The organism is Leclercia barmai (assembly GCF_049312895.1).
Lineage (GTDB): Bacteria > Pseudomonadota > Gammaproteobacteria > Enterobacterales > Enterobacteriaceae > Enterobacter > Enterobacter barmai.
In genome coordinates this window covers 1701847-1718543 of record NZ_JBMNWZ010000001.1, presented here as the reverse complement: position 1 = coordinate 1718543, position 16697 = coordinate 1701847, and the positions used below count along the sequence as shown (strand labels likewise).

Annotated in this window: 15 protein-coding genes; 5 read left to right on the top strand and 10 right to left on the bottom strand. The window is 59.8% G+C overall.

Features of this window, described 5'->3' with window-relative positions:
• Positions 1–20 precede the first annotated feature (20 nt).
• From ACOYA6_RS08085 to ACOYA6_RS08065, 5 genes are all read right to left on the bottom strand, one after another.
• Entirely contained in the window at positions 21–680 is a 660-nt protein-coding gene (locus ACOYA6_RS08085; protein WP_422654470.1) for an O-methyltransferase, read from the bottom strand.
• 98 nt (positions 681–778) lie between these two features.
• Positions 779–2155: an efflux transporter outer membrane subunit gene (locus tag ACOYA6_RS08080; protein ID WP_422654469.1), complete on the bottom strand. Its 1377-nt coding sequence runs from the start codon at positions 2153–2155 to the stop codon at positions 779–781.
• On the bottom strand, positions 2152–3231 hold the full coding sequence (locus ACOYA6_RS08075) for an HlyD family secretion protein (RefSeq protein WP_138369131.1): 1080 nt from the start codon (positions 3229–3231) through the stop codon (positions 2152–2154). The genes ACOYA6_RS08080 and ACOYA6_RS08075 overlap by 4 nt, the downstream gene beginning before the upstream one ends.
• A gap of 34 nt (positions 3232–3265) precedes the next feature.
• Positions 3266–4918, bottom strand: coding sequence for an MFS transporter (locus tag ACOYA6_RS08070; RefSeq protein ID WP_039028531.1), 1653 nt, complete (start codon positions 4916–4918; stop codon positions 3266–3268).
• 155 nt (positions 4919–5073) lie between these two features.
• Positions 5074–6396, bottom strand: coding sequence for an MFS transporter (locus ACOYA6_RS08065; RefSeq protein WP_422654468.1), 1323 nt, complete (start codon positions 6394–6396; stop codon positions 5074–5076).
• 390 nt (positions 6397–6786) lie between these two features.
• Between ACOYA6_RS08065 and ACOYA6_RS08060 the strand changes: the two genes are divergently transcribed.
• Both ACOYA6_RS08060 and aldA read left to right on the top strand, forming a co-directional pair.
• On the top strand, positions 6787–7590 hold the full coding sequence (locus ACOYA6_RS08060) for a YdcF family protein (protein WP_422654467.1): 804 nt from the start codon (positions 6787–6789) through the stop codon (positions 7588–7590).
• 199 nt (positions 7591–7789) lie between these two features.
• Positions 7790–9229 carry an aldehyde dehydrogenase gene (gene aldA, locus ACOYA6_RS08055; protein ID WP_039028534.1) on the top strand — a complete coding sequence of 480 codons (1440 nt, stop codon included), beginning with the start codon at positions 7790–7792 and terminating at the stop codon, positions 9227–9229.
• 227 nt (positions 9230–9456) lie between these two features.
• Here the strand turns inward: aldA and ACOYA6_RS08050 are convergent, their stop codons facing one another.
• Both ACOYA6_RS08050 and gap read right to left on the bottom strand, forming a co-directional pair.
• On the bottom strand, positions 9457–10383 hold the full coding sequence (locus ACOYA6_RS08050; protein WP_422654466.1) for an alpha/beta hydrolase: 927 nt from the start codon (positions 10381–10383) through the stop codon (positions 9457–9459).
• Positions 10384–10486: 103 nt separating this feature from the next.
• The gene (gene gap, locus ACOYA6_RS08045; protein ID WP_422654465.1) at positions 10487–11488 is read right to left on the bottom strand and encodes a type I glyceraldehyde-3-phosphate dehydrogenase; all 1002 of its coding nucleotides are present in this window, start codon (positions 11486–11488) and stop codon (positions 10487–10489) included.
• A gap of 184 nt (positions 11489–11672) precedes the next feature.
• Between gap and cybB the strand changes: the two genes are divergently transcribed.
• Together cybB and ACOYA6_RS08035 are read left to right on the top strand one after the other, a co-directional pair.
• The gene (cybB, locus tag ACOYA6_RS08040; RefSeq protein WP_422654464.1) at positions 11673–12200 is read left to right on the top strand and encodes a cytochrome b561; all 528 of its coding nucleotides are present in this window, start codon (positions 11673–11675) and stop codon (positions 12198–12200) included.
• A gap of 9 nt (positions 12201–12209) precedes the next feature.
• Positions 12210–13478, top strand: coding sequence for an MFS transporter (locus ACOYA6_RS08035; protein ID WP_422654463.1), 1269 nt, complete (start codon positions 12210–12212; stop codon positions 13476–13478).
• Between the two features lie 78 nt (positions 13479–13556).
• Here the strand turns inward: ACOYA6_RS08035 and ACOYA6_RS08030 are convergent, their stop codons facing one another.
• From ACOYA6_RS08030 to ACOYA6_RS08020, 3 genes are all read right to left on the bottom strand, one after another.
• On the bottom strand, positions 13557–13790 hold the full coding sequence (locus tag ACOYA6_RS08030) for a hypothetical protein (RefSeq protein WP_139565254.1): 234 nt from the start codon (positions 13788–13790) through the stop codon (positions 13557–13559).
• A gap of 117 nt (positions 13791–13907) precedes the next feature.
• Positions 13908–14090 (bottom strand): con-10 family general stress protein, encoded by a 183-nt coding sequence (locus ACOYA6_RS08025; RefSeq protein WP_039028538.1) that lies wholly within the window; start codon positions 14088–14090, stop codon positions 13908–13910.
• Between the two features lie 292 nt (positions 14091–14382).
• On the bottom strand, positions 14383–15717 hold the full coding sequence (locus tag ACOYA6_RS08020; RefSeq protein ID WP_422654462.1) for an aminotransferase-like domain-containing protein: 1335 nt from the start codon (positions 15715–15717) through the stop codon (positions 14383–14385).
• An 88-nt stretch (positions 15718–15805) separates the two neighbouring features.
• Between ACOYA6_RS08020 and ACOYA6_RS08015 the strand changes: the two genes are divergently transcribed.
• Positions 15806–16684 carry a DMT family transporter gene (locus ACOYA6_RS08015; protein WP_422654461.1) on the top strand — a complete coding sequence of 293 codons (879 nt, stop codon included), beginning with the start codon at positions 15806–15808 and terminating at the stop codon, positions 16682–16684.
• Positions 16685–16697 lie beyond the last annotated feature (13 nt).

Genomic DNA, 16697 nt, shown 5'->3' with positions numbered 1-16697 from the left:
GTAGCGCCGCCCGGCGGTTTTTACCCGTTCACCAGCGCCAGCGTAAACCCATCCCAACCCTTCACACCTACCGTCTGTAACGCGGTTGCGGTCAGGCGCGGATTGTCACCGATCATCTCGATAAACCGCCGCACGCCGTGCACGCGGGCGTCGTCGCTCTGGCCGTTGATCACTTCCCCGTCGCGCACTACGTTGTCGCCGATAATCAGCGTCCCCGGCCGGGAGTAGTGCAGCGCCCACTCCAGATAGCCAGGATTATTGGGTTTGTCGGCATCAATAAAAATCAGGTCAAAAGGCGGGATGTTATTGAAGCGCTCAAGGGAGAGCAGGGCCGGGCCTTCAATCAGCTCGATACGCTGATCCAGCCCTGCCAGATGAATATTCTGACGCGCAACGGCGGCATGCGCCGGGTCGGCTTCCAGGGTGATCAGCTTGCCATCAGCGGGCAAGGCGCGCGCCATCCAGATGCTGCTGTAGGCTCCCAGCGTGCCAATCTCCAGAATGCGCCTCGCCTGGGACATGCGCACAAACAGCGCCAGCAGTTGCCCCTGATTGGCGGCGACGTCGTGGGCCGGTAAACCTGCTCGCTGGTTATTCTCAAGGACCTTCTGCAGCACCTCATCCTGAGGAATAAGCTCGGAAATCATGTAATTATCTACGGCAGACCACTGTTGTTGCATAGATTGACCCCTTAGTGTGTGAGCATTGCCCGGTGGCGCTGCGCTTACCAGGTCTACGAAATCCGTAGGCCCGTGCAAGCGCAGCGCCGCCGGGCGTTTTACACCGACCATCCACCGCCCAGCGCCTTATACAGATCGATCTGCGCCAGCAGAAGGTTATTTTTCGCCTGCACCACGCTGGTCTGCACCGAGAACAGCGTGCGCTGGGCGTCCAGCACGTCCAGATAAGACGAATAGCCGTTGTTATAGCGGTTCTGGGCGATGCGCAATGTCTCCTGGGCCACATCCTGCTGCGCCACCAGCTCGGTGAGCTGCTCGCCGTAACGGGCGATGGCATCCAGGCTGTCGTTTACCTCTTTAAAGGCGTTACGCACCGTTTTCTCATAGCTGTAGAGCGCCTGGTTGCGCTGGGACTGGCCGATATCCACCTGCGCATTCAGCGCCTGGCGGTTCAGCAGCGGGGCCAGAATACTGCCGCCGATGCTCCACAGCTCCAGCGGATTATCCAGCAGGCCGGGCAGGGTGCGATCCTGAATCGATCCCGTCGCCGTGAGGTTGATCGACGGCAGCAGGCTGGCGCGCGAGGCGGCAAGAGTGGCATCCGCCGCGATAAGCTGGCGTTCCGCCTGCACAATATCAGGCCGACGATTAAGCAGTGATGACGGCAGCTGCGACGGGATACGCAGCGGCGTCAGGGTGTCGAAATCCGCGCTGCGGGCAATAGCACCCGGATTGCTGCCGAGCAGCAGGCTGAGGGCATTCTCCTGGCGGGCAATCTGGTTCTGCACCTGCGGGATCTGGGCCCGGGTCGAGCGCAGTTCCGAGTCGGACTGCATCAGCTCAAGGCGCGAACTATAGCCGGTCTGATACTGCCGCTGCGCCAGGTTAAAGGCCTCTTCCCGCGCTTTCAGGGTCGACTGCGTGACCCTGAGCTGCTCGTCCAGCGCCAGCAGGGTGACGTAGCCCGATGCCACCGACGACGCCACGGTCAGATCCGCTGCCGCTGCCGCCGCCTTTTGCGCCTCGAGGGTCGCTTCAGCGGCATCGCTGGTGCGGCGGTTCACGCCCCAGATATCCACGTCATAGCTGGCGGTCAGGCTGCCTTTATAGAGCGCACCATAGACCGGCAAACCGGTCGCCGCCGACTGGGAGCGGGCGCGACCCGCGCTCAGGTCGGCATCCAGCGTCGGAAACAGGCTGCCGTCGGCGGCATACACCCGGGCCTGATACTCGTTGATCCGCTCCCGGGCGATCAGCACGTCGCTGTTGTTGCGCAGGGCCTGGTCAACGTAGTGGTTGAGCTGGCTGTCGTGAAAATTGCGCCACCACATCTGCTCTGCCGGGCTGGCTGGGCCGGTCGCGGCTCGCCACTGGGCGGGGATCTGCAACGTCGGTTTTGCCGGGGCGACATCCACTGACTGACAGCCGCTCAGAGCGGCGGCAACCATCAGGGCAACGAGCGGGCGGCGGATCATTTCGCCTCCCGGGTATCAATCGTCACCTGCACCGACATCCCCGGGCGCAGCAGGGCCGACTCCTCCGGCTTGCCGAGCACCTCGATGCGCACCGGAATACGCTGGGCAATCTTGACGAAGTTCCCCGTGGCGTTATCCGGCGTAATGGCGCTGAACTCCACCCCGGTCGCCGGGGAGATGCTCTGCACCCGGCCCTCGTAGGCTTTATCGTTCAGGGCATCGACGGTGAATTTCACCGGCTGGCCGACGCGCAGGTTCGCCAGTTGCGTCTCTTTGATATTGGCGATCACCCAGTGCTGCGGCGGCACCAGGGTGGTGAGATGGGTTCCGGCGGTGACGTAGGCCCCTAAGCGCACGGCAATCTGCCCGAGCTGGCCGTCGCGCGGAGCGACGATGCGGGTATTTTGCAGGTCGATCTGCGCCAGTTCGAGCGCCGCCTTCGCGTTCTCTACGTCCGCCTCCAGCGCGGCGCGGTTAACAATGGCGGTTTGCAGATCCTGGCGCGACATCTCCAGCGTGGCCTTTGCCTGGTCGATGTCGGCGCTGCCCTGGGCGGCGCTTGCCAGAGCGGCATCCCGCTCACGAATCGACAGCGAGCCGTCGGCGGTCAGGTCCTTCACCCGCTTTAAGTCGGCCTGGGTTTTCTGGCTCTGGGCCCGGGCGTTTTTCAGCGCCGCATCGTTACGCTGGATCACCGCCTCGGCGCTTTTGCGCTGCTGCAGGTTGTTGTTCAGGGTGGCTACCTTCATCGCCAGCTGGGCCTCGGCCTGATGCACGCGCTGGCGGTAGATGCGGTCGTCAATCTGCAAAAGCAGGTCGCCTTTCTTCACCCGCTCAAAATCCTGCACCTTGACCTCGGTGATATAGCCGTTCACCTGCGGGCTGATAAAGGTGGTCTGGCCGCGCACGTAGGCGTTATCGGTGAACTGGACATGGCGGGTAAACGGCGGTAGCTGCCAGGCGTAGAGGATCACCAGCACGCCGACGATGCCGATGGCGGCAGCGGCGAACACTGACACCACGCGCAGATTATTACGGGTATTGGCCTGCTCTTTAGCGGCATCCTGCTGACTCATAACTTCTCCAGAAACATCATTAATTTTTTATCCATTATTGACTGCCGGTGGCCTTTTTTAGCGCCAGACGGGCAGTAATGCGCAGCCGCAGCAAGCGCCATAAAATCCACACCAGCGTGGCGGTGGCAATGCCAGCCGTCAGAAGATAAGTATCGTTGTAAGCGAGAATATTTGCCTCCAGCGTGCTGGCGTTCTGCAGCTGCAGCGTGGACTGCACGCTCACCAGCGCATCGTCGCCAATCAGGCTGCGGTACATCTGGCTGTAGATCTGCAGGCGCTCGTTGACCAGCGGATTCAGGCTGGTGAGCTGCTCCGCCAGCAGGCTGGAGTGGTACTTCTCACGCCAGGTCTGGAAGGTGCCAAGAATGGCCGACCCCAGCAGGCCGCCGATGTTCTGGCTCATGCCGAACAGCACCGAAAAACTGACCAGGTTACGCGGGTCGGCAATCACCCCGCCAATCCCGGCCAGCATCGCCGGGGCGAGGAAGAAGGCGCTGCCGAACCCGAGCAGGAACTGGCTCAGCATCAGCTGATCCGGGCGGGTGAGGCTGGTGGACTGGCTGTCGAGCAGCGAGGCGATAATCATCAGCACCAGCGAGGTGATAATCGGCCAGGCGAGCTTTGTGGGTTTGATGGTCAGGCAACTGGCGGCGATACCGCAGGCGATCCCGGCAAAAATCGACCACGCCAGATGGGTCATCTGCTCGTTTTGCAGGCCGACATACTGCAGCCAGCCGATCACCCCGGTGTTCTGCTCCGCCAGCACGATGCGGATCAGCAGCATAATCAGCCCCAGGCGCACAATACTGCCGCTGGAGAGCCAGCGCGTATTCAGCAGCGGGTTGCTGCGGTTATGCTCAAAAACGATGGCTGAGACAATCAGCACCAGCGAACCCGCCAGCGCCCAGCCGATCCACGGCGCTTCAAACCACCAGTCGAGCCGCCCCAGGGACAGCACCGCGCACAGCAGCGCCATGCCCGGCGCCAGCAGAATAAAGGTGATGAAGTCCTTCTTCTCGAACACCTTGCGCCGGTCGCCCGGGGGCAGCTTGAGGGCGATCACGCAGCCCAGCGAGATCAGCGCCAGACCGAGCTCAAAGAGATACAGCCCGCGCCACTCGTCCAGCTGCAGCAGTTCGGTGGAGAACAGCCGCGCAATGGGGATCGCCAGCGAGGAGCCGGTGATGCCGATGGTCAGGGCTTTGAGACGGTGTTTCGCCGGCCAGGCCTGGATCTGATAGTAGATCCCGAGCGAGCTGAGCGCGGCGGCCACCATACCGTGGGCCGCGCGCACCATCAGGGCCGAGCTGAGATCGTTAACAAAGAGGTGAAAAAAGGTCACCAGCACATACAGCACCAGGAACCCTTCGGTGAAGGCGCGCAGGCCAAACTGCTGGCGAAACTTCACCAGCAGCAGGTTGATCGACACGTTGGTCATCACGTAGACCGCCGGGAGCCAGGCGATCTCGGTGGACCAGGCGGCAAAGGTGCCCTGCAAATTTTGCAGGTTGGCGGCGACCATCGCATTGCCCAGCGCGCCGGTCAGACAGACCAGTAATCCCACCACGCCATAGGCGATACGCTTCGGGGTGCTGTGCACCGGCGTGGAGGGGGAGCCTAACAGCATCGGCTTTTCGTGAGGCTGCCACTCGCGAGGAGCATAGGGGTCGCGTTGGGGCAGGCGCATAGCGATAAATACCTGTGATAAGAATGGATAGTTAGTGGGCTAATGATTCTACGTCTGACGCAATGTCTGATTCAAGTGAATATGATAACGGCGGTTAAGCAAATGTGAGAGGGAAGTTCAGGAAAAAGCGGCCAGCAGGGCTGGCCGCCTGAGGATCAGAGTTCGTGTGTTTGCGCGTTAATCACCGGGGCGCGCTTCACCCGGCTGGCGCAGAAGATGGCAATCAGCGAGATGGTCACCGTCACCGCAAGATACCAGGCCACCGGCACCCAGTCGCCGTTATATTTCGCCAGCAGGCCGGTGGCAATCAGCGGCGCGGTACCGCCCGCCAGCGCGGCGCCCAGCTGATAGCCGAGGGTGATGCCGGTATAGCGCACGTTGGCGGTGAAAATCTCCGAGCACAGCGTGCCCAGCACCGCGGTGACCGGGGCCCACAGCACTCCGAAGGCGATCACCGTCGCCAGCACAATGCCCCAGGTGGTGCCGGTATTGAGCAGCATAAACCACGGCACGATAAACAGGCCGAGGATAAAGACGCTGACGGCATACATCCGCTGGCGACCGACCTTATCCGACAGCAGCCCCATCAGCGGGATCATCACGGTGGCGACCAGCGCCCCGAGGGTGACCGCCTCCAGCGCCTGCGACTTCTGGTAGCTGAGCGTCGTGGTGGCGTAGCTCACCACAAAGGTTGAGAAAATGTAGAACGGCGCGGTTTCAACCACCTTCAGCCCGGCGGCGATCAGCACTTCGCGCCAGTGATATTTAAGGGTGTCACGCAGGGGGGCTTTTGCCACTTTGCCGGAGGATTTCACCTTCTTAAACTCCGGCGTTTCGTCGATATCCTTGCGGATCCACAGGCCCAGCAGCACCAGCACCGAGCTCAGCAGGAACGGAATTCGCCAGCCCCAGGAGAGGAAATCCTCCTCGCTGAATAGGGTCATCAGCGAGACGATAAAGGTGGCCATCAGCATGCCGATGGTGACCCCCGCCTGCGGGATGCTGCCGAAGAAGCCTTTACGCTTTTCCGGGGCGTATTCATAGGCCAGCAGCAGGGCGCCGCCCCATTCGCCGCCGATCCCCATCCCCTGAATAATGCGCATCAGGATCAGCAGGGCCGGCGCCCAGAGGCCAATCTGTTCATAGGTGGGTAGCAGCCCAATCATCACTGTTGCACCCCCCATCAGCGACAGGGTTAAGACCAGCGTTTTCTTGCGCCCAATGCGATCCCCGATGTGGGCGAATATCACGCCACCAATGGGGCGGATAAAAAAGGTTAATGAGAACGAAAGATAGGACAAAATCAGGCCGATGACCGGGTCGACCATCGGGAAGAAGATCTTATTGAAGACCAGCGCGGCGGCCGTGCCGTAGAGAAAATAGTCAAACCATTCAATGGCGCTGCCGGTAAGGCTGGCGACCAGCACCTTCTTATTTTTACGTAGAACTGTGGCACTGCTTTCGTGTTGTTGTGTCATAACCGTGATCCCGCCCAGTGGATGATGAAGCGGGTGACACCCGGCGCGCTTCGGGTGCAACCCGATAAAGGAAAAGGTTGTCGAATTGTTAAGCAACTTAGGGAGGGCTGTTACTTTTGGCAAGCGGCGAAATGTCAAAACTGGTCAGATCACGGTGAAATAAGCAGCTATCGATGCTGACAGGTGCGATATTTCTGGCGCTTAATTTTTTTATCAGGGTAGATTGCAGCATATAATGCAGGTGCAACCTGCTGATTTTTGGACGTTTCTGGTTATTTCAGTTTAATGACTATTCTTATAAGGTAACTGCCGATTTGGCTTTCAGAGGGATCCTCTGTTAAGCGACGGCCCGCGCGTTACCCTGAACGTAAATGCTGCAAGGAGGTAACGATGAGTCTTACGATCTTCCCATCCCTGCCGGATAAAACCCTGGCTGCGGTGAATACCGTCGGCCACTGGCTTGCCGAAGATAACCTGCCTTACAATCCGCCCGCGCTCCGGGCCGACCTGGTGGCGCTGGCCGGTAACGCGGTGATCCCCGCCATCGACGCGGCCTGCCGTCTGGCGTCGGAGCTTGCCGTGCCGTTGCTGATCAGCGGCGGGATAGGCCATTCCACCACCTTTTTATACGCCGCCATTGCGCGGCACCCGCGCTACAACAAAGTACGCACCACCGGCAAGGCCGAAGCCACCATTCTGGCGGAGATCGCCCGGGAGTTCTGGCATATTCCGCCCGAGCGCCTGCTGGTGGAAGACCAGTCCACCAACTGCGGTGAAAATGCCCGCTTCAGCGCGGCGATGATCCAGCATCACCATCTGCCGGTGAAGCGCGGGATCGTGGTGCAGGACCCGACCATGCAGCGCCGCACCATGGCGACGTTTGCCCGCGTCTACCGCGATAAACCGGATGCCCCGGAATGGACCAGCCACCCAGGCGTCGTGCCGCAGCTGCAAAACAGCGATGACGGTCTGGCGTTTCGCGGCGGCGGCGAGGGGCTGTGGCCCGTCGAACGCTATCTGTCGCTGGTGCTGGGTGAACTCCCGCGCCTGCGGGATGACATTAATGGCTACGGCCCGCTCGGCCGGGATTTCATTGTACATGTGGATATTCCTGCCGAGGTGGAGGCTGCCTGGCAAATCCTGCGTAATGACGCCGTCCTCACCGAGGCGCTGGCCAGCCGCTCTCTGCTGTAACGCCTTGCCCGTTTGCGCTGAGTTTCACGCAAACGGGCAACTCTCTGTTGCCGGAATGTAATACTTTTCTCCTGCTGACCCGTTTCTTTTATGAGATGTCTCACAAAAACAGCGCGATAGGCTGGGATTGAGGATCGGGATCTGTAGTTTTTAACAATAATTTTACTTGTTAAAAACAGTGTAATTACAGGAGCGAGTCATGACAGTACCCGTACAACATCCTATGTATATCGATGGACAGTTTGTTGCCTGGCAGGGTGATGCCTGGATTGATGTGATCAACCCGGCCACCGAAGAGGTCATTTCCCGTATTCCCGACGGTAGCGCTGAAGATGCCCGCAAGGCGATCGACGCTGCCGAACGCGCCCAGGATGCCTGGGAGGCGCTGCCAGCCATCCAGCGTGCGGGCTGGCTGCGTAAAATCGCCGCAGGCATTCGCGAGCGCGCCAGTGAAATCAGCGCCCTGATCGTGGCCGAAGGCGGCAAGATCCAGCAGCTCGCCGAGGTCGAAGTCGCCTTCACCGCCGACTATCTCGATTACATGTCAGAGTGGGCGCGTCGCTACGAGGGCGAAATTATCCAGAGCGATCGTCCGGGCGAAAACATTCTGCTGTTCAAACGCGCGCTTGGTGTGACCACCGGCATTCTGCCGTGGAACTTCCCGTTCTTCCTGATTGCCCGCAAGCTGGCTCCGGCGCTGCTGACCGGCAACACTATCGTTATCAAGCCGAGCGAATTTACCCCGAATAATGCCATCGCCTTCGCCAAAATCGTCGACGAAATTGGCCTGCCGAAAGGGGTCTTTAACCTGGTGCTGGGCCGGGGTGAAACCGTAGGCCAGGAGCTGGCGGGCAACCCGAAAGTGGCGATGGTCAGCATGACCGGCAGCGTGGGCGCGGGGGAGAAGATCATGGCTGCCGCCGCGAAGAACATCACCAAAGTGTGTCTGGAACTGGGCGGTAAAGCCCCGGCCATCGTGATGGACGATGCGGATCTGGAGCTGGCGGTGAAGGCGATTGTCGACTCCCGCGTGATCAACACCGGGCAGGTATGTAACTGCGCCGAGCGCGTGTATGTGCAGAAGGGCATCTACGACCGCTTTGTAAACCGCCTGGGCGAAGCGATGAAAGCGGTGCAGTTTGGCAACCCGGCCGAGCGCAACGATGTCGCCATGGGGCCGCTGATCAACGCCGCGGCGCTGGAGCGCGTTGAGCAGAAAGTCGCTCTGGCGGTAGAGCAGGGTGCGAAAGTGGTGCTGGGCGGTAAAGCGGTGGAAGGTAAAGGCTATTTCTATCCGCCAACGCTGCTGCTCGACGTACGTCAGGATATGACCATCATGCACGAAGAGACCTTCGGTCCGGTGCTGCCGGTGGTGGTGTTTGACACCCTGGAAGAGGCGTTGAAGATGGCCAACGACAGCGACTATGGCCTGACGTCCTCTATTTACACCCAGGACCTGAACGTGGCGATGAAAGCCATTAAAGGGCTTAAGTTCGGCGAAACCTACATCAACCGCGAGAACTTTGAAGCGATGCAGGGCTTCCACGCGGGCTGGCGTAAATCGGGGATCGGCGGGGCAGACGGCAAGCACGGTCTGCACGAGTACCTGCAGACCCAGGTGGTGTATTTGCAGTCGTGATAAACATGCCCGGTATTTCTCCCTCTCCCTGTGGGAGAGGGCCGGGGTGAGGGCATCAGGCCGCATAGCCGCCAACATGCCCGGCGGCGCTGCGCTTGCACGGGCCTACGTGTCCGATGCCGGTTGTTGGTTTTGTAGGCCGGGTAAGGCGCAGCCGCCATCCGGCATCCAGACCGCACCACCCCCGTAGGCCGGGTAAGGCGAAGCCGCCACCCGGCGTTACAGGTTTACACCTTCGTCGAAATCCAGTTCATCATCAATTCCGGCCAGACGGCGACCGGCAGGCCCTGGGCATCGCGGATGCCGAACCCGTGCTTTCCACGCTCGAACAGATGCATCTCAACCGGTACCCCCGCGCGCCGCAGGGCGCTGTACATCGCCAGGCTGTTCTCAACTTTTACCGCCGGATCGTCGGCAGCGTGTAGCAGGAAGGTCGGCGGAGCGTCGCGGGTCACCCGCGTTTCCAGCGAATAGCGCTGGATCTGCTCCTCGCCAGGGTTATCTCCCATCAGCTCATGCCGTGAGCCCGGGTGGTAATGTTCGCCCTGCATGGTGATCACCGGATAGACCAGCGCCATAAAGGCCGGTCGGGCAGAGTACTCGTCGACGGCGTCAAGCGGGGCGTATACCGCGTCGTCATGACGGGTGCCGAGACTTGCCGCCACGTGGCCGCCCGCCGAGAAGCCCAGTACCCCAATGCGCGCCGGGTCCAGCTTCCACTCCCGGGCGCTGGCGCGAATTACCCGCATGGCGCGCTGCACGTCCGCCAGCGGCGCGTCGGCTCCCTCTTCATGACCGTCTCCCGGCATACGGTAGGTCATCACAAACAGGGTATAGCCGCGTGCGTTGAAGAAGGAGGCCAGCGCGCTGCCCTCTTTATCCAGCACCACGCGACGATAGGAGCCGCCCGGCGCCACCAGAATGCCGACGCCGTTAGGTTTGTCCGGCGCATACACGGTTATCTGTGGCGAGCGGATGCCGGTAACGGCGCGATCGTAGTCGGAGGTGCCGGTGTGGCGGGGTTCGGGGGTAAAAACGGCGTCGCTGGTGCGCGCGCCGGGCGCTTCAGGGGTGGGCCAGATACTAAAGGTGGTCGAGCGGCCAACGGCCTGCGCCATATTCTGTTCTAATGTTTCGCGGCTCAGTGCTTCCATAATAACGCTCCCTCTCTGGAAAGCGTTTGTTATATCAGGGTTAACGAATTGAAACTCTGAACGGATTCACAGGATGCGGACAGCAGGGCTGTCCGCAATGTGATTAAAGCGCAGCGAATTTATCTAAGGTACGCACCAGCTGGGTGACAAACCCGTACTCGTTGTCGTACCAGGCCACGGTTTTCACCAGCTGGACGTCACCCGCGTCGGTGACCTCCGTCTGGGTGGCATCAAAGACTGACCCAAAGTGCGAGCCGATCACGTCGGAAGAGACAATCTCCTCATCGGTATAGCCAAAGGACTCGTTGCCCTCGGTGGCCTTTTTCAGCGCCTGATGGATCTCATCCACGCTCACTTTTTTCTCCAGAATCGACACCAGCTCGGTCACGGAGCCGGTTTTGACCGGTACGCGCTGGGCGTGGCCTTTCAGCTTGCCGCTCAGTTCCGGGATCACCAGTCCAATGGCCTTCGCCGCGCCGGTGGTGTGCGGAATAATATTTTCCGCCGCCGCGCGGGATGCGCGCAGATCTTTGCCGCGCGGGCCATCCACCAGCGCCTGGGTGCCGGTATAGGCGTGGATGGTGGTCATGGTGCCCGCCTTGATGCCAAAGGCGTCGTGCAGCACTTTCGCCAGTGGGGCCAGGCAGTTGGTGGTGCAGGAGGCGACAGAGATAATGGTGTCGCTGGCCTCGATGGTGTCGTCGTTGACGTTAAAGACGATGGTTTTCATCTCGCCGGCCGGGGCGGAGATCAGCACTTTTTTGGCACCTGCGTCCAGGTGAGCCTGGGATTTCTCCTGCGAGGTGTAGAACCCGGTACACTCCACCACCAGATTCACCCCGGCGGTTTTCCACGGAATGTTCTTCGCCTCTTTCTCGGCATAGACCGAAATGGATTTGCCGTCGACGATCAGCGAATCCTCCGTGAAGTCGACGCTCCAGGGGAAGGGGCCATAGTTGGAGTCATGTTTCAACAGGTAGGCCAGCACCTTCGGCGACGTTAAATCGTTAATCGCCACCACGCTATTACTGTCCTGAGTTTCAAGCAACCGACGAAGAACCAGTCGGCCAATACGACCAAAACCGTTAATGCCAATCTTACTCATGATCCTCTCCTGTGTGGACGTACGGTAGGGTGAACTCATCCAGGATTAGACCATGAAGCCCAGCGAGGCAATTGAAGATGGCTCATCTGCGAGGAAGTTTTTGAAAAATCGGGGACAATAATTAATGAATTTTTGACTGAAGCTGGTTATTTTACGTTTTTTGGCATTCTTTCAGGAAATACTTATGCGCAACAAATACACCGGCCTGCAAATTGCGATTCACTGGCTGGTTTTTCTGCTGGTGATCGTCGCCTACTGTGCCATGGAGTTTCGCGGCTGGTTTCCCCGCAGCGACCGTCCGCTGATTAATATGATCCACGTGTCGTGCGGCATTTCCATTCTGGTGCTGATGGTCGCGCGTCTGCTGGTGCGCCTTAAGAATCCCGCGCCGCCGATCGTGCCCAAGCCAAAACCGATGTATATCGGCTTATCCCACCTGGGGCACCTTGCCATCTATCTGCTGTTTATTGCGCTGCCGCTGATTGGCCTGGTGATGATGTATAACCGGGGCAATACCTGGTTTGCGTTCGGGCTGGGAATGCCGCACGCCGCCGAATCGAATTTCGATCTGGTGGATACGCTGAAAGCCTGGCACGTCACCCTGGCGAACCTGGGCTATTTCATTATTGGGATCCACGCCTTTGCCGCACTGCTTCATCACTACTACTGGAAAGACAACACCCTGCTGCGCATGATGCCGAAAAAGCGCTAAGGGCTTCCCGTGTCCCCTCAACTGCGCAAGGTGCTGTTTGCCACCGGAATTGGCCATTTTGTTGAATGGTTCGATTTCGGGCTATACGGCACCTTAGCCGCCCTGATTGGCATGCACTTCTTCCATGCGGAAGATCCGCTCACGGCGCTGCTGTCGTCGTTTGCGGTTTTTGGCGCCGGGTTTGTGATGCGCCCGCTGGGCGGACTGTGGTTTGGATCTCTCGGCGACCGGATTGGCCGCCGCAGGGTGCTGGCCACGGTGATCCTGCTGACCTCCGGGGCCACTTTTTTAATCGGACTGCTGCCGACCTTTTCCCAGGCGGGGCTGCTCGCCCCGGTGCTGCTGGTGCTGGTGCGGCTGGTTCAGGGATTCGCCGCCGGGGGCGAGAGCGCAGGGGCCACCACCTTTCTGGCGGAGTATGCGCCTGCCCATCGCCGGGGCTTCTTTACCTGCTGGATAGATAACTTCGGCTTTCTGGCCTTTGTGGCCGCCTCGGGCCTGGTGCTGCTGCTCACCTCCGTGCTGGGGGAATCGGCGATGAACGACTGGGGCTGGCGTATTCCGTTTTTGCTCGCCGGTCCGCTGGGCTGGATTGGCCTCTGGCTGCGAACCCATCTTGAGGACTCCCCCGAATTCCTGGCGCTGAAGAAAAGCCATCAAACGGAAGCCGCGCCGCTGCACACGGCGGTCACCACCGAGCGGCGCGCGCTGCTCTTTTGTATCGGTTTTGTGGCGATCAAGGCGGTAGGGCACTGGATGTTGCAGGCCTTTATCCCTGGCTACCTGGCGACGGAACTGCGCTTCCCACAGGAGCAGGCTTATTTCATCACCACCCTCGGTCTGCTGGCCGTCGCGGTGATGGTCCCTTTTATGGGCTATCTGTCGGATAAGTTTGGCCGCAGGCCGCTGATGCTGGCGGGCTGCATCGGGTTTATCCTCGTGAGCTGGCCTGCGATGGCATTGATGGCGCAGGGCAATATCTTCGCAGCAATACTGGCGATGCTGCTGCTGGGGATCTGTATTGCGCTTTTTGATGGCGCCAGCAGCGCGGCCATGGCGGAGCTGTTTCCTACCCGCATTCGCTTTGGCAGCATCGCCATCGCCTATAACGTGGCGGTGGCGTTTTTTGGCGGCATTACGCCCTGGTTCTCAACGTACCTGCTGGTCGAAAGCGGCAATCAGCACTCGCCAGCGCTGTTTATCATGGCGGCGGCGCTGATCTCTTTCCTCACGGTGCTGCGGGCGAAAGAGACCGCCGGGCTGCCGCTGCGCCCCTGAACGCGGCATAAAAATGCCCGGCGGGGAAGGCCGGGCAAATAACAAAGCACAACAAATGTTGCATCACTTAACAGCTGATTACTTCAGAAGATCCCGGTGCGCGATGGCGTTAACGAGATAGGACTGACGCTGACTGAGCCTCACTTCACGGTCAGCATCCTGACTCCCGACGATATTGAGCGCCGGTCCACGATCCGGTGCACTATCCGGTGAACGGGTACGCTCAGCATCACCTGGAATTATCCAGCCGACATCGTCACGGGTGCGATGATTATTGCGTGCGTTACGAACTCTTCTTCTTAAATGCATCATATAACCTCCGCGTAATTTATCGGGCTGCATTTACAGGAATGGTGTTAATTACCGTTCTTTACGTTTCTGCATATATTGTCTGACATATTCACGTCAGTGGAGAATATATTCAGATGATTACGCAGCGGGTTTGCGTCCGCCGCCTCGACTATTTTGTCCGCCTTTTTTTCCCGCTTCGGATGCCCGCTGCGGATCGTTTTTGAAGTTACCGCCGCTACTCTGTCCGCCTTTACGGCCCGCCTGGGATGCACGCTCCCGGTCTTCTGCGAAATTGCCGGAACCGCCTCGATGCTTGGTCATAACATGTCTCCAGATTTTTCGTTAAGAATATATATTGCAAGAGGTGATAACCTCTTCAAATGCGTGCAAAAATAACTGTAGACAGAACGGTTAAAAGGTCAATAAGCCTCCCGATGCGTTTTTTTTCAGTTCTTAACCAGCTCTTTAAATATTTTTACCGGCGAACGGAAATATATCCTCGCTAATAAGTAAGTTAGCAAGGCTTATATGTCTGACGAATAATTGCAGGACAAAGGGAGATGTTTACAGATTGCTAAAATAATTCCCTCTGTCATCAAAATTAAGATTTGTCTTATCGGCTCTGCTCCAGCTCTATAGCCGCTCTGACCTGCTGCAACGCGTGGCGCAACGTCTCAACCGGCACCGATCCGAGGGCGACGCGGATCGCCTGCGGCACCGTGCCGGAGGTGGAGAAAGGCTCTGCGGTAGAGACGGAGATGTTGTTGTCCATCAGCGCCTTCACCACCCGATCCGCCCGGGCCTCCTCCGCCAGCGGCAACCACGCGAAGTAAGAGTTGGGATGGGTAATGCAGGGCAGATCCTCCATCACCGCGTTCAGCACCCGTTGCCGCTGTCGGGCATCGCGCCTTTTCAGGGTTTCGAAGCGGGCCACGGTGCCGTCCTGGATCCAGTGGCACACCATGGCGATCATCACCGAAGGCGTGTTCCAGGTGGTGGCCCGTATGGCGCGCTCCAGCGCCGGACGCAGCGCAGGCGGGCAGACCACCGCCCCGACCCGCAGGCCGGTGGCCACGTTTTTTGAAAATCCGGTGACGTAGACCGTGCGTTCCGGGGCCAGGCTGGCGATGGGCGGCGGCGGACGGCGGATCAGCCAGCTGTAGGCGGTGTCTTCGACAATCAGCAGATCGTACTGCCGGGCGATGTTCGCCAGCGCCTGACGCTGGTTGCGGTCCAGCACCCATCCCAGGGGATTATGCAGCGTGGGCATGGTGTAAATGACACGCACGTGCCGCCTCTGGCAGATCTGGCGTAACGCGTCCAGGTCGGGGCCGGTCGGCGTGGCGGGAATGGCAACCAGCTCAAGGTGATACAGCGCCGCCAACGCCTTAAAGCCCGGGTAGGTGAGGGCATCTACCGCCACCACGTCGCCGGGCCTGAGCAGCCCCATCAGGGCGATGGTCAGGCCATGCTGGGCACCGTTCACAATCAACAGGTTATCTGCCGAAGGTTGAAAGTGCGGCCCGGAGAGGTGTGCGGCCACGATCTCCCGCTCCGTCTGCCTGCCCGCATGCGGCTGATAGCGCAGGTGCGATTCAATATCGCCGACGCCTGCGATCTGCCTGAGCGCCTCCCGGAGCAGCTCTCCCTGACCCGGCAGGGCGGGATAGTTAAAGTTCAGATCCAGCACATCGGTGGCGACCGCCTGCTGGTCGATCCCCAGCCCGGACGGCAACAGGATCTCCCTGACGAAAGTTCCCCGCCCGGTTTCCCCACTGACCAGCCCCATCTTCTCCAGCTCGGCATAGACGCGCGTGGCGGTGGCCAGCGAGATATGTTCCCGGGCGGCGAGCGTCCGGTGGGTCGGCAGTCGGGTGCCTGCCGTCAGCGTGGCGGAGCGGATCTGCTGCGCGTAGCGATCCACGATGGCTTTATAGCGAGCTTTCATCAAATGTATCCATGACAATAATTTGATTGTATCGGATTGGCGAGACTACCATCCGCTCAACAGAGGCTCAACACGTGAGGTAAGGGTAATGAATAGTGCGGGAGATAAAACCTCGCTTTCGGGCTGGCTGAATGGCCTGCTGGGGGTGGTGATTTTCAGCGGGTCCTTGCCCGCCACGCGGATTGCGGTGCAGGATTTCGATCCCTTTTTCCTGACCTTTGCCCGGGCCTCTCTTGCCGGGGCGCTGGCCCTGGTGCTGATCCTCGTGTTGCGGGAAAAACGCCCGCCCGCCACGCAAATCGTGCCGCTGATGGTTGTCTCTCTGGGCGTGGTTGTCGGCTTTCCGCTGCTGACCGCCCTGGCGCTCCAGCACGTTACCGCCGCCCATTCGATTGTGTTTCTTGGCCTGCTGCCGCTGATGACCGCCATTTTCGCGGTGCTGCGCGGCAAGGAGCGGCCAGCCAGAGCCTTCTGGATCTTCTCGGTGCTCGGCAGTCTGCTGGTGGTGGGTTTTGCGCTGTCGCAAAGTGCCGCGCTCTCGTTAACCGGCGATCTGCTGATGCTGGCGGCGGTGGTGGTTTGCGGTCTGGGCTATGCCGAAGGGGCGGCGCTGACCCGCGAATCCGGCGGCTGGCAGGTGATCGGCTGGGCGTTGATCCTGGCGCTACCTTTCATGGTGGTTGCCTCCTGGCTGACAATGCCTGCATCATTCAGTTCTGTTGGTATATCGGCCTGGACCGCGCTGGGCTATGTCTCGCTGTTCAGCATGCTGATCGGTTTTATCTTCTGGTACAAAGGGCTTGCCCGGGGTGGGATCGCCGCCGTCGGGCAGCTGCAGCTGCTGCAACCCTTTCTGGGGCTGGGGCTGTCCGCCACGCTGCTGCATGAGAAGGTCAGCCCGGTGATGCTGTTAATTACCCTGGGCGTGATTTTATGTGTGACAGGTTCGCGGAAATTTTCCCGATAATTTTATAAGGAAT

What these genes read in the sequence shown, in the direction of transcription:
- ACOYA6_RS08075 (WP_138369131.1), bottom strand. Translation starts at nt 3,231, where the DNA reads ATGAGTCAGCAGGATGCCGCTAAAGAGCAGGCCAATACCCGTAATAAT.
- gap (WP_422654465.1), bottom strand. Translation starts at nt 11,488, where the DNA reads ATGAGTAAGATTGGCATTAACGGTTTTGGTCGTATTGGCCGACTGGTT.
- ACOYA6_RS08070 (WP_039028531.1), bottom strand. Translation starts at nt 4,918, where the DNA reads ATGCGCCTGCCCCAACGCGACCCCTATGCTCCTCGCGAGTGGCAGCCT.
- cybB (WP_422654464.1), top strand. Translation starts at nt 11,673, where the DNA reads ATGCGCAACAAATACACCGGCCTGCAAATTGCGATTCACTGGCTGGTT.
- ACOYA6_RS08050 (WP_422654466.1), bottom strand. Translation starts at nt 10,383, where the DNA reads ATGGAAGCACTGAGCCGCGAAACATTAGAACAGAATATGGCGCAGGCC.
- ACOYA6_RS08085 (WP_422654470.1), bottom strand. Translation starts at nt 680, where the DNA reads ATGCAACAACAGTGGTCTGCCGTAGATAATTACATGATTTCCGAGCTT.
- ACOYA6_RS08080 (WP_422654469.1), bottom strand. Translation starts at nt 2,155, where the DNA reads ATGATCCGCCGCCCGCTCGTTGCCCTGATGGTTGCCGCCGCTCTGAGC.
- ACOYA6_RS08060 (WP_422654467.1), top strand. Translation starts at nt 6,787, where the DNA reads ATGAGTCTTACGATCTTCCCATCCCTGCCGGATAAAACCCTGGCTGCG.
- ACOYA6_RS08025 (WP_039028538.1), bottom strand. Translation starts at nt 14,090, where the DNA reads ATGACCAAGCATCGAGGCGGTTCCGGCAATTTCGCAGAAGACCGGGAG.
- ACOYA6_RS08020 (WP_422654462.1), bottom strand. Translation starts at nt 15,717, where the DNA reads ATGAAAGCTCGCTATAAAGCCATCGTGGATCGCTACGCGCAGCAGATC.
- ACOYA6_RS08030 (WP_139565254.1), bottom strand. Translation starts at nt 13,790, where the DNA reads ATGATGCATTTAAGAAGAAGAGTTCGTAACGCACGCAATAATCATCGC.
- aldA (WP_039028534.1), top strand. Translation starts at nt 7,790, where the DNA reads ATGACAGTACCCGTACAACATCCTATGTATATCGATGGACAGTTTGTT.
- ACOYA6_RS08015 (WP_422654461.1), top strand. Translation starts at nt 15,806, where the DNA reads ATGAATAGTGCGGGAGATAAAACCTCGCTTTCGGGCTGGCTGAATGGC.
- ACOYA6_RS08065 (WP_422654468.1), bottom strand. Translation starts at nt 6,396, where the DNA reads ATGACACAACAACACGAAAGCAGTGCCACAGTTCTACGTAAAAATAAG.